The organism is Microbispora bryophytorum, from assembly GCF_006874465.1.
Taxonomy (GTDB): Bacteria; Actinomycetota; Actinomycetes; order Streptosporangiales; family Streptosporangiaceae; genus Microbispora; species Microbispora bryophytorum.
Map to the genome: position 1 here is coordinate 114080 of NZ_VIRL01000010.1, position 12005 is coordinate 126084.

Below are 12005 nucleotides of genomic sequence, written 5' to 3' on the forward strand. Positions count from 1 at the left end.
AAGGATGGAGTCAGATGATCATCAATAGCCAGGAGTCCACAAGGATCTGTTCCGGTGGCCGGGCGATCGCCGAGATGATCAAGCTCTACGAGCCCGGGCCGATATTCGGCATGGGCGGGTTCCAGATGCTCCCGTTCTACGAGGGGGCGCGTCAGCTCGGGATGCGTCACATCCTGATCAACGATGAGCGAGCCGGTGCGTTCGCCGCCGACGCCTACGCCAGGGCGACCGGGCGACCCGGATTGTGCGACGCCACGCTGGGGCCCGGCGCCACCAACCTGGTGACCGCGCTGGTCGAGTCGTTGAACGCGGGAATCCCGATCGTCGCCTTGGTCGGCGACACCCATCGTTCCCACTCCTGGAAGAACATGACCCAGGAGACGCGGCAGGAGGAGCTGCTGCGACCGGCGGTGAAGGAGTACCTGCGGGTCGAGGACATCGCCCGCATTCCGGAGTTGGTGCGCCGAGCGTTCTCAGTCGCCACGTCGGGCCGGCCCGGCCCGGTCGTCCTGGCCGTTCCGGAGGACATCGCGCACGCCGAGCATCACTTCGCCGCCGCCGACTTCTGGGCCGATCAGCGTGCGACGCGCGTCCCGTCCACCCGGTCCAGCCCCGCGCCCGACGCCGTACAGGACGCTGTCGCTGTGCTCGAGGGCGCACAGCGGCCGGTGATCCTCGCCGGCGGAGGCGTGCACCTGGCCGACGCGTACGCCGAGCTCGCCGCTCTCGCCGAAACGCTCAACGCGCCGGTCGCGCACACCCTCAGCGGAAAGGGCGCGCTCTCCTGTCTCGACGACCGGTCGATCGGACTGTTCGGACGGTACAGCCGATTCGCCAACGAGATCATCGACTCGGCCGACGCGCTGGTCGTCGTCGGGAGCAAGCTGGGTGAGATCGCCACCAAGCGCTACACGATTCCACGGGCAGGGATCCCGATCGTGCACCTGGACAACACCGCCGAGGAACTCGGCCGCTACACCAAGATCGATGTCGCCCTCTGGGGAGACGCCAAGGAGGGTCTGAGCCGTCTCCACGAGGCGCTGTCGGACCGCGTCCCCCCGCAGCGGACGTCGTTCTGGCAGGAGATCGCCGAGCGGCGCACGGCCTGGGAGCGGGAGGCGGAACCGCGGTACGCCTCCGCGGACAGTCCGGTTCACATGGCCCGGCTGATCAACGAGATGAACACCTTGCTGCCGCCTGAGGCGGTGGTGGTGGCGGACGGCGGTTTCGCCAGTCACTGGACCGGACTGTTGTACAACACCAAGCAGGCCGGTCGCGGCTACATCAGCGACCGCGGGTTCGCCTCGATCGGCTATGGGCTGCCCGGAGCGATGGGCGCCTTCCTGGCGGGCCGGTCGCCGGTGATCGGCCTCACCGGAGACGGTGGGTTCAACATGACGGTCGGGGAGTTGGAGACGGCGGTCCGGGAGAAGATGGAGTTCGTTCTCCTGGTCGTGAACAACGCCGCTTCGGGATACGTCAAGGCGCTGCAACACGCGGTGTACGGACCTGGCAGCTACGAGTCGAGCGACCTGAGCGAGCTGAACTACGCACGGATCGCGGAGGCGTACGGTTGCCTCGGGATCCGGGTGGACGACCCTGGTCAGCTCGCCGGCGCGCTCACCCGAGCCCTCGCCGAACGCGGACGGCCGGTCGTGATCGATGTCGCGGTGACTCGGGATCCGGCGCAAATGCTCCCTGCCGTCGACAGCCGGACGCTCAAGGTGGAAGCCGGGGACAGACCGGCCTGATGAGTGACGCGTCAAAGGAGCCGCAAGGAGGATCATGATGGGACCGAACCAGCTCCGTGAGGTCGCGCAGGTGACCGGGCCGGGCGGCCGGCTGCAGGACCGTGTTGTCGTCGTCACCGGCGCCGGCGCGCTCGGCGACGAGATCGGGAACGGGCGCGCGATCGCGATGCTCGCCGCCTTCGAAGGCGCCTCGGTAGTGATCGTCGACCGGGACGCGGCGTCGGCCCGGCGCACGCGCGACCTCCTGGGTGAGGAGTACGCCGATCGGACGCTGGTCGTCCGTGCCGACACCACGTCGGTGGAAGACACCCGCAGGGTCGCCGAGCAGGCCTCCGAGAGGTTCGGCAGAGTCGACGGACTGGTGAACACCGTCGGTGTCATAGGTGCGCCCGGCACCGCGGCCGACGTCGACCCCGCCGAATGGGCACGTGGGCTGGAGATCAACATCACCTCCACGATGCTGATGAGCAAGGCCTGCCTGCCTGACCTGACGCGCGGCGGTGGAGCGATCGTGAACATCGCTTCGACCGCGGCCCTTCGTGGCGGCCACCCGTTCCTTCTCTACCCGACGTCCAAGGGCGCCCTGATCAACATGACCAGGGCGATGGCGGCGCACCATGGGCGGGCCGGGGTCCGCGTGAACGCGGTGGCGCCGGGGCTGGTCGAAACACCGATGGTCGACGCCGCGTCGATGACCGAGGAGTATCGCGAAACGCGCCGGGCGGCGTCACTGCTGGGCACCGCGGGAACCGGATGGGACGTCGCGCGGGCAGTCGTCTTCTTGCTCAGTGAGGACGCCCGATGGATCACCGGAGTGACGATACCCGTCGACGCAGGATTGACCGCGGCGGCCACCGACCTGCCGCTGGACGTCGAACCGACCAATTGAGACGGCGGAGGGCAGGGCGTTGACGACGAAACAGGACCGGATCGCGGCTCAGTTGGATGGGATCGACCGGCTCAACGGTTCCTACCATGCGGTGATCAGCAAGCTGCCCGAAGCAGCTGTCGTCGCAGCGGAGCTGGACAGGCCCGGCAGCTCCCCCGGACCTTTGGCCGGGCTCTCGGTGGGAGTCAAGGACGTGATCGCGACCGCCGGGCATCCGACCACGATGGGCTCGGCGATGTATCGCGATCACGTTCCGGATGCCGACGCCGAGGTGGTGGCACGCATCAGGGCGGCCGGCGGGGTGGTTCTCGCCAAGACGAATCTCTCGGAGTTCGCCATGGGCGCCACGTCGCACAACGCGCACTACGGCAACGTCGGCAACGCGTGGAATCCAGCGCGTGTTGCCGGCGGCTCGAGCGGAGGGTCGGCCGCGGCCGTGGCTCTCGGACTGTGTGACGCCGCGCTCGGCACGGACACGGGCGGGTCGATCGTGATCCCTGCGGCTCTGAACGGGTTGACGGGTCTGCGCCCGAGCCTCGGCCTGGTCTCCAACCGAGGCGTCTTCCCCGTCAGCAGCAACTTCGACACCACCGGCCCGATCGCCCGCTCCGTGGGTCAGGTGCGCCGTCTTCTCCAGGTCATCGCCGGATGGGACCCGGATGACCCCGACCAGCCGCCGACGGCCCGTGAGTGGGACGCCGGGCACAAGGAGACCCGCCTGCCCGGGCTTCGCATCGGGGTACCACGCGGCCACTTCGTCGCCGAAGAGCCGGAGATCGCGGCCCGGTTCGAGGAGGCGCTCGGCGTTCTCGCCGGGCAGGGCGCCAAGCTGGTCGAACTCGAACTGGCCGCCGCGTCCGAAGCGCTGCCGAACATGGCCACCCAGATGTTCACCGACTTCTACGGTGTGCACGCCGAGCGATTCACCACGCACCCCGAGCAGTATGGTTCCGACCTGACTCACAGGTTGCGGCTGGGTGGCGCGACGACCGGCGTCGGATACTCCACGAGCAGGCGCTGGACCGAGCGCTGGCGACATTCACTGGCCCTGACATTCGAGCAGGTGGACGTGATCGTCACCCCGGCCACGTCGATCAGCGCGCCGCTGATCGACGATTCGGCGATGGCCACGACCACGCCACTGCTGACGCGCTTCACCCACCCCTGGTGCCTGTCGCTCGGTCCGACGCTGAGCGTGCCCATCGGTGCGGGTCGCCACAGCCCGGTCGGCATGTTGATCACGGGCCCGGCCTTCGGCGAACGATTGGTGCTCGAGGTGGGCGATGCGTACCAGTCGATGACCGAATGGCACCACCACACGCCGGAGGCGCGCATCGACATCCCGTGACAGCACGGGCCAAGCCGCCGATCATCACGTCCACACGCTCGGAGATCGGATCAGAAGCGGGGCCTCCGGCCCCGCACGTGCCCGGTCATGACGTGGCCCCGGTGAGCTGGGCGTGGAGGCGTCTGCACTCGTGGACGAAGCGCGTCGTCCGGCGGCTCCGCGCGAACTCGCCGATGACCGGGATCTCCCCGCGCGCGCCGGTCCAGCGTGCCACGTCCGCCGCGAAGGCGACGAGTTCGGAATGAGTCACGGTGGCGCGCTGCCCCTCGCCCGGCAACATCCCGGGTAGCAGTGTGCGCAGGATGCGCCACACCTCGTGATGGCCGCCGGCGTCGGCCAGCTCGGTGAGGGCCGCGATGGCGGGACGGGTCTCCCGCCAGGTGCGGCGCAGCACCAGCGCGAGCTGGTGGCCGATCGCCTCGGCGGGCAGTTCGCCCCTGACGGCCATGCGCAGGACCAGCGGGATCATGTCGGGCACGCCGCCGGCCAGGAGGAAGGCGAGGATCACCGCCGTGGACTCGCCCATCGGGCCCTCGGCGATCTCCAGGCCGGCGACGTCCGCCGGAGTCACCCGCCCGCCCCAGTGGCCGCGCAGCAGGAACGGAAGGAAGTTGACGGCCGCGACCTCGCGGTGCGAGGGCAGCATGCCGGGCCATGCCCTCAGCGTTCCGTCGGACTCGTCGATCGTCCAGTCGAACGGCTCACGCAGCAGCACCTCGTCGATCAGCCGATGACCGGTCGGGGCCGTCATCCGCAGCACGGGCCGCAGTCTGACCTCGGTGAAGTGTTCCGGTTCGCCGTCGCCGAAGTCGACCATGGAGGCGTTGACCATATGGCGCCACACGTGGCCGCACTCGGGGTCGGCCATGCCGTCACCGGCGAGCCAGCGGGCGGCCGAGCGCGCCGCCTCCGAGCCGACCTTCGCGGCCCGGTCGGCCGCGGCCTGGTGGCAGCCCCTGGGCAACCGCAGCAGCGCCTGCGCCAGGTCGGCCGGGGGTGGCTCGACGCCGGCGGCGGCGCAGGTCTCCAGCCGGTCGATCAGCACGTCGGGGTCGAGGCGGCCGCTCATCCAGGTCGGCGTGGCCAGCAGCACCGGCGGCAGGGTGCCGTTGCGGAGGGCCTCGGCGAGTTCCGCGTAGCGGTGCAGCAGGAAGTCATGGGGCGGGGAGACCCGATTGGGATGGGGCAGTTGGTTGCGCCGACGCCACTCGTCGTGCTCGGGCAGTTCCTTGGGCATGAAGGAACGCAGCCGGGGCGGAACGAAGACGACGGTCACCTCCACGAGCGGTTCGCCCGATTGCGGCGGAGGCACCGGCTCCCCCCTGCGCATCGCCGCGATCCGGGCGGGGTTCACGCCGAGCTCCGCCATGTGCTCGTAGGCGCGGTCGAGGATGAAGGACGGCATGGCCTCCACGGAGTCGTCGTATAAGGCGCCTGGTCTCGTCCGCATCGGATGGGGGCGATCCGGCAGTTCGTCGTCCCAGATCTCCTCGTCCTCCTCCTCGGCGCCGTCATGCCACGCCTCCTCGACGTCGGTCGGGGAGCCGTTCAGGTGGATCCGGCCCCCGGCGAAGGGGATCTGCCGGTCGCCCTCGCGGGCGACCGCTCCGTCGGGGCCGTCGTCACTGGTCCAGGTGATGAAGAAGGCGCGCAGCGGAGTGTCGTCGTCGAGATAGCGGCCAGGCCGGTAGACGCCGCCCACCGTGATTCGCCGGGGCGACGGCTCTGGCTCGGGCTCCTCGCCACGGGTGAGCAGACGCATTCTCACGGAGTGGTTCGCACTGTCCCAGAATTTCTCCGGCCCGATCGGCGGTAACTCCGGCACGCTGCCGGGGTTGACGAACTCGGCGGACAGCGCCGACTGCCAGTCGCCGGGGTCGATGCGCACCTGTCTGGACCGCCAGTAGCCCTGGTTCTGCTCGACGTGGGGCTTGAGCGTGCGACGCAGTCCCTCCCGGTCGTCGGCGATTCCGGCGACGAAGGCCGCTAGCCAGCGCTCCTGGCCGACCCAGCGCTCCTGGTAGTCGGGGAAGATCGACGGCTCGGGGAACCGCCGCGTCTCCGCCGGCTCGGGCAGCGGCGGGAAGTCCTTCTGCTCCAGCGGTTCCTCGACCGGGGTGTCCCCGCCGACCTCCCCGCCGAACTGCCCGGCCAGCTTCGCCGCCAGGTCGGCGGGGAGGTGCCGGGCGCCGTCGAGGATCGCCTCGGCGTGGTCGGCGAACAGGCCGGCGTATTTCAGGGTCAGCTCGACCGCGCGGCCGCGCACGTCGAAGGACTTGTGCGCGTACGCCGTGGTCAGCGCGGTCACGAAGTCGGCGGCCGCCTCGGGCGTGGCCCGGATCGCCTGGTCGAGCCAGCGCAGGCCCGTGGCGGCGAGCTTGGACTCGTCCCGGAAGGTGAGCGCGTCGACCGCCTCGGCCAGGTCGGCGTGGTCGAGCGGCATCGCCCCGCGCACCTGCCCGGCGGCCAGCTCCGCGACGGTGCCCGGAGCCGACGGCAACAACCGCAGGTAGTCGCGCAGGCGGGGCGCGGACTCCGCGGGCGTGGGGTCGACAAGGGTGTGCAGCCGGACGAAGAAGCGCAGGTCCTGCGCCTCGCCGCCGCGCAGGAAACGGCGCACGCATCCGTCGAGCACCTGCTCCCTGGGCAGTTCGCGGGCGGCGGTGGCCAGCCAGCGAGTCGGCCGGGGCTCCAGCCGCTCGTCACGGAGAGCGCGGCCCGCGCCGTCAGCGGTGAAGACGCGGGGCAGCAGCACCGGGGTCAGCGGGTCATCGGCCACGCTCGGCGCGGCCAGCCAGGCGGCCACGAGCGGGTCGTGGTCGGGAGGCACGGCGCCGGACTCGCGCAGCAGCGCCACCGCCAGCGGCGCGATGCGGTCGGTGGGACGGCGCACCCTCTGAGCCAGCCGGACCGCGACATCGCGACGCCACTCCAGGGGACGGGTGGCCGCCACCCGGCACACCTGAGCGATGTTGGGGTCCTCGGCCCAGCGGCGGTTGACGTCGCGGCCGGTCATCCACGTCACGGCGGCCGCCGGGCCGGTGATCACGCCGACACCGGTCAGCAGCAGCGCGCCGGCCAGTTTGTCGAGCAGGTCGCCGACCTCCCAGGAGGCCAGCTCCTCGAAGTCGCCGGGATGCTGGGCGCGCACCTGCTCCGTGCGGGCGTGGCGCAGCTCCTTGACGAGGCCGGGCAACCGTCCGCCCAGCTCGGCGCGCTCCTCCTCGGTGAGCGTGACCAGCCGGTCGGCCAGGCGGGAGACGTGGTTACCGCTGATCAGGTCGCGGATCTCCGTCCAGACGGTCATCGGGAGACCTCCACTGCGGCGCGGGCGACGATCCGGGCGGCCAGCACGTGTTTGCACGGCCCACGAGAGCCGCGATGGTCCCACCACCACTCACAGGTGCAGGAGCCGTCGGCCAGCGAGACCCGGCGCGCACCGCCCGGGGTGCGGACGGTGGCCGACTCCCCTTCGAGGTGCACGGCGCCCGCGTCGACAAGCGTGCGCGCCTTGGCCAGCCGGGGGTTGAGCAGGATCACGTTGTCTTTGTCATAGGGCAGCTCACGGTGGAAGTGGGCGGCCTCCGCCAGGTCGTAGCCGACCCGGCCGGCGACGCCGAGCTGCGTCAGCGCGGCACGCACCCGGTCGGCGGGGATGCCCGCGCGGCCCGCCAGCAGGCCGATCTCGACCTCGGGCTCGAAGTTGAGCAGCATGCCCACCACGTCGGCGTCGTTCTCGGCCTCGTCGGTGGCCAGGTCGTCGAGCACCGCGCCCTCGCCGGAGAAGCCGCGCCAGCGCTCGGGCGAGAGGGTGAGCGTGTAGCGCATGCCCGGCAGCTCCAGCTCCCAGGCGCTGGAGGCGGCGTCGGCCGGGCCGTACACCCGGAGGGCCTTCGCGAAGCGCAGCAGCGGCAGGAGGGTGCCGAGCCGGTTGGGGCCGGCAAGCCGGACCGAGCCCGGAACCTGGCGGTCGGAGACCTTCAGCTCACGCCCCGCCTGCGCCACCCACACCGTGCCCTTCCTCGGCAGCCTGCGCAGGAACCGCACCGCCGCCATGCCGGTCAGCTCACCGCGCTGATCCATGCCCGAGGCGATGACCTGAACCTCGGCGAAGCCGCGCAACCACCGCTCGGGCAGCGGCACCTTCTTCTCCACCACCGCGCCGTCCATCGTGGTCACGACCAGCTCGTCGAGGCCCACCCCCAGATGCAGCGGGTCACGCGTGCCGATGCGCGCCAGCGCCTCCCGGAGCGGCGCGTTCACGTCGACGTTGGTGGTGCCCCGGTCGAACACCTCGCCGTCGAGGGTGCCGTTCAGCAGATCAAGCCGGGCATACACGCCGCCACAGGCTGAGAACGACTCGAACCGTAATCGGTCTCCGTTGCACGTCACCACCGGGTCCCGCACCCAGCCGGGCCGCGCCTTCGGCTGGTGGTAGCGGGCCAGCGCCACGTCGGCGACGCCGAGCAGGCCCGCAGCGGCGGGGGCCGCCTGGGTCACCACGCCGCTGAAGAACCGGGGGGCCGTGGCCGGGCCGGACAGGGCCCGTCCGCCGGAGGTCGCCAATCCGAGACGACCGTCGACAAGGGAGGAGGGCGCGGCGTACGTGTACGCCTGCGTCGCTGGAGTCATGGCCGGGACATTAGAGCGCCCCACCGACATTCAGGCTCGCTCGTGAGCTGCCAGGGCACTTTGCCGGTTTCGCAGAGTGTCCTGGCGGGTCCTTCCGACACGGCTTCCGTACCGGCTGTCAGCCCCATCGGCGGGTGAGGGGCCGCCGGGTCGCGGCCTGCGGCGCGGCGGGGTGTTCCGCACCGCAGGCCACAGGTGCGGGCTATCCGTTCCAGGTCCACTTCTGGTTGGTGCCGCCGTGGCAGGAGTACAGCTGGATCTTGGTGCCGTTGCTGTTGGCGGCGCCGACGGCGTCGAGGCACAACCCGGACTGGACGCCCTGGATGGACCCGTCCGAGTTCACCCGCCACTTCTGGTTGTCGCCGCCCCAGCAGGAGTAGATCTGCACCTTGGCGCCGTTGCCGGTGCCGGCCGCGTCGAGGCACTTGTTGCCGTACACCCGGATCTCACCGGCGGAGGTGGAGGCCCAGGTCTGGTTGGTCTGGCCGTTGCAGTCCCAGATCTGCACCTGCGTGCCGTCCGCGGTGCTCGCGGCGGGCACGTCCAGGCAGCGGCCGGAGGCCACCCCCTTGATCGCCCCGCTACCGCCACCGGGGGTCGGAGACACGGTCGGGCTGGGGGACGGGCTGCCGCTCGGTGACGGGGAGGGGGAGGAAGTGCCGCCGTCGAGCGTGAGGTTCTTCTGCTGGACCTGCCACTGGGTGTTGCACAGACCGCAGTTGGAGCCGACGAAGTTGGCGCCGGCCGTCGTGTCGCCCTTCAGCCGCCACTTGAGGTACAGCACCGCCACGCGGCCGAACTCGCCGCCGTTCGTCTGGTCGTAGGTGCCGCCGTGCCCCACGTTCAAATTGCCCATGAACGCGGGCAGCCCTGACGGCAACTTGCCCCAGTCGTCGATGGCGTTCGGATAGGCGATGTCACTGGGCCCGCCGATGAAGTAGGCGATCGGCTTCGTCAGCCGGCGGAGCTGGTAGTCGTCGGAGTCGTTCAGCAGCCCGCTGCTGAAGATGGTCGTCGTGGTGACACGTGAGTCGTTGGAGACGGCGTAGGCCTCCAACCCTCCGCAGGACCAGCCCCCTACAGCGATCTTTCCGGTGTCGATCCTGCCGTTGTATTTGCTGCCCTGACGGCTGTTCTCCGCGACCGCCCAATCGATGGACTGCGTGAGCATCTGGGACGTCGTCGAACCAGAGCCGTTCGGGCTGCCGCTGGCGATGACCAGGAACCCGTGCGAGGCGATCTCGCGGAGGAAGTTCAGTTGCCCCGTCCCGTTGGCGGAGCAGCCACCGTTGCCCCATACGAAAACGGGGAGCTTCTCGGACGGGAGGGTTCCGGGCCGGTAGATGGTGTGATTGGGCAAGCTGGTCGAGGTCTCGTAATCAGCCGGGTAGGGGCCCGAGCCACCGACCGCCGCGGCGGCCGGGGTCGTGGTGAGCGCCACTACTCCGGCGCAGACCGGGGCGATCGCGGCCGCCAGCACTGCGCTGATGATCGAGCGTTTTCTCATTTCGCCCTCCGAGGGGGTCACGACGGCGCTCTGTGTCGGATCTGGATCACGCGGCTACACGCCGAAGGAGCGCGGCAACGGCACATGACTGCCACCGCGGCCAGGTGGTCGGCGCCGACCGGATCTGGGGATATGGCGGGCCATCGACGGCGAGTCGCGCCCCGCGCCAGGCGAAACAAGCCGATGAGAGCAGCGTGCAGTTAATATCACTACGGTCACCAAAAGTGTCAAGCGACCGTGACCCGGCACGTGGAGCGGCGCCTTCGCGGACAGGACCGGCCCCTGACGCATTCGGGTGCGGGGTGCAGGCCGATCCTCGGGATGGTGTAGCCACTCCCCTGCCCGGCGCCAGGAGGACGGACCGGGGTGGAGGCGGCTCCGGCGCAGGTCACCATGACCGGTCTGCCGGAGACGCCGGGGAAACCTCGGTGGGCGGCGGCCGGCCGAAAGTGGACGCGTCGCGACGGTCGCGAGAGGCGTTCCGGGAGCCGGGCCGGCGGCCGAGCGCGTGAAAGTTTCTTCAGCCGTCCCCGCCCGCCCGGGCCGAGACGAAGTTCTCCGCTGCGTGGAAGTGGGTGATCCATGACGCGGCGTCCGGCCAGTACGGCGTCGCTACCTGGATGAGCCGCGCCTCGGCGAGCGAACCCAGAGCCGAATGGATCTCCAGCATGAGGTCCCTGGCGGTTTGGCGGGGCCACGGTGCCGGCAGGAGGTGCTCGGGCAGGTTCGGGTCGATGTCCGGAAACCTCCGCCAGGAATCCATGACGGAGGTCCGGGCCACCAGCGCCCGGCTCGCGTCGATCTCCCCGTCGCGGACGGCCACCCGCAGGTCCGAATACTGCGCGATGAATGCCTCGTAGGCCGCGGCGAGGCCGGCCAGGTCGTAGGCGGCGGCCGGTCCATGCGGGCCGGTCTCCTCGTCGAACCGGGTGTGCATCACCGACCATCGACCACCGTCGACCTCGTCCAGAATGTCGTGCAGCGCCTGAGTCACCGGCCCGGCGTCGGATCCGGGCCGGATCCACACGCTGTCGTACAGCCGCGCGAACCCCAGCGACCCCAGAGCCTTGCGGACCGCGTGCCGTGGGGCCTGACCGGACCACGCCTGGCCTGACCGCGCCTGGCTGGACTGTCCCTTGCCCGACTGTGCCTGGCCGGATTGGGGGATCGAGAACGAGACGGTCACCCAGTCGCCGGTCCACTGCGGCGGGTGTGCGCCGAAGCCGAGGAAATGATCCATCCGGGACCGATGCCGGGCGATCGCCTGAGGCGTGAGGTGATACACGGGTGGCCGTCCGGATCCCCGCACGGCGATCAGGCCACGCTTGGTCAGCCGGGACAGCGCGGCCCGCGCGCTGGACTCGCTGATGCCGAACTCCCCGAGCATCGCGACCACCGCCGTCGACGGGAGGCCCGCCTCCGAGGAGTCGAGGTACTCACCGAGCAAGGTCGCCAGCAGGTGCTGCGGGTTGGGGCCGGCCTGCGCACGTGGGGCTCCGGCATCGTCCGGAGGCACATGGACACTCACGTCATCAGCTTGCCTCACGACAACGTCCCTGCCGGACGACTCCGGCCCCGCACCGTCGCCCTGGAACGGCGAAGAGCCCCGCAGGAGCGACGTCACGGGATCGGCAGACGGCGATCGGGCACTCCTCGGTATGCACGGTGATCGGCTCGGGCTCCTGCGTCCCGACCTCGACGCGGACGTCCTCAACCGCGCGACCGGCTCGCGAAGCCACTCCTCCTCCCACGCCGCCGGAGTCGCCGGCTTGAGCCGTACCTACCGGTCGTGACGCCCATCCAGGACCGAAGGCCCACTTGCCACCGACACGGACGTATCCTACTATTTCTACAGAATAACTAGGAATAAGCCCGCCT

At 70.5% G+C, this 12005-nt stretch carries 8 protein-coding genes; 4 read left to right on the forward strand and 4 right to left on the reverse strand.

Annotated features, from left to right (window positions below; translation table 11 throughout):
• Nucleotides 1-14 precede the first annotated feature (14 nt).
• Genes FLX07_RS19355 through FLX07_RS19365 form a run of 3 tightly spaced genes read left to right on the forward strand, consistent with a single transcriptional unit; the run spans nt 15 to nt 3988 of the window.
• A complete protein-coding gene (locus FLX07_RS19355; protein ID WP_142572222.1) occupies nt 15-1751 on the forward strand; it encodes a thiamine pyrophosphate-binding protein in 1737 nt (578 codons plus the stop codon).
• A 34-nt stretch (nt 1752-1785) separates the two neighbouring features.
• A complete protein-coding gene (locus FLX07_RS19360) occupies nt 1786-2640 on the forward strand; it encodes an SDR family NAD(P)-dependent oxidoreductase (RefSeq protein ID WP_208762280.1) in 855 nt (284 codons plus the stop codon).
• A gap of 19 nt (nt 2641-2659) precedes the next feature.
• On the forward strand, nt 2660-3988 hold the full coding sequence (locus FLX07_RS19365) for an amidase (protein ID WP_167748306.1): 1329 nt from the start codon (nt 2660-2662) through the stop codon (nt 3986-3988).
• An 85-nt stretch (nt 3989-4073) separates the two neighbouring features.
• Here FLX07_RS19365 and FLX07_RS19370 read toward each other — a convergent pair whose 3' ends face one another.
• From FLX07_RS19370 to FLX07_RS19385, 4 genes are all read right to left on the reverse strand, one after another.
• Entirely contained in the window at nt 4074-7295 is a 3222-nt protein-coding gene (locus FLX07_RS19370; RefSeq protein ID WP_142572224.1) for a DUF7824 domain-containing protein, read from the reverse strand.
• Nucleotides 7292-8620, reverse strand: coding sequence for an SWIM zinc finger family protein (locus FLX07_RS19375; RefSeq protein ID WP_142572225.1), 1329 nt, complete (start codon nt 8618-8620; stop codon nt 7292-7294). Before FLX07_RS19375 ends, FLX07_RS19370 begins: the two co-directional genes overlap by 4 nt.
• A gap of 202 nt (nt 8621-8822) precedes the next feature.
• A complete protein-coding gene (locus FLX07_RS37845) occupies nt 8823-10127 on the reverse strand; it encodes an RICIN domain-containing protein (protein ID WP_142572226.1) in 1305 nt (434 codons plus the stop codon).
• 520 nt (nt 10128-10647) lie between these two features.
• Nucleotides 10648-11655, reverse strand: coding sequence for a PaaX family transcriptional regulator (locus FLX07_RS19385; protein WP_142572227.1), 1008 nt, complete (start codon nt 11653-11655; stop codon nt 10648-10650).
• Between the two features lie 130 nt (nt 11656-11785).
• Between FLX07_RS19385 and FLX07_RS38480 the strand changes: the two genes are divergently transcribed.
• Nucleotides 11786-11920 (forward strand): hypothetical protein, encoded by a 135-nt coding sequence (locus tag FLX07_RS38480; RefSeq protein ID WP_263407693.1) that lies wholly within the window; start codon nt 11786-11788, stop codon nt 11918-11920.
• Nucleotides 11921-12005: the final 85 nt, after the last annotated feature.

What these genes read in the sequence shown, in the direction of transcription:
- FLX07_RS38480 (WP_263407693.1), top strand. Translation starts at nt 11,786, where the DNA reads ATGCACGGTGATCGGCTCGGGCTCCTGCGTCCCGACCTCGACGCGGAC.
- FLX07_RS19375 (WP_142572225.1), bottom strand. Translation starts at nt 8,620, where the DNA reads ATGACTCCAGCGACGCAGGCGTACACGTACGCCGCGCCCTCCTCCCTT.
- FLX07_RS19360 (WP_208762280.1), top strand. Translation starts at nt 1,786, where the DNA reads ATGATGGGACCGAACCAGCTCCGTGAGGTCGCGCAGGTGACCGGGCCG.
- FLX07_RS19355 (WP_142572222.1), top strand. Translation starts at nt 15, where the DNA reads ATGATCATCAATAGCCAGGAGTCCACAAGGATCTGTTCCGGTGGCCGG.
- FLX07_RS19370 (WP_142572224.1), bottom strand. Translation starts at nt 7,295, where the DNA reads ATGACCGTCTGGACGGAGATCCGCGACCTGATCAGCGGTAACCACGTC.
- FLX07_RS37845 (WP_142572226.1), bottom strand. Translation starts at nt 10,127, where the DNA reads ATGAGAAAACGCTCGATCATCAGCGCAGTGCTGGCGGCCGCGATCGCC.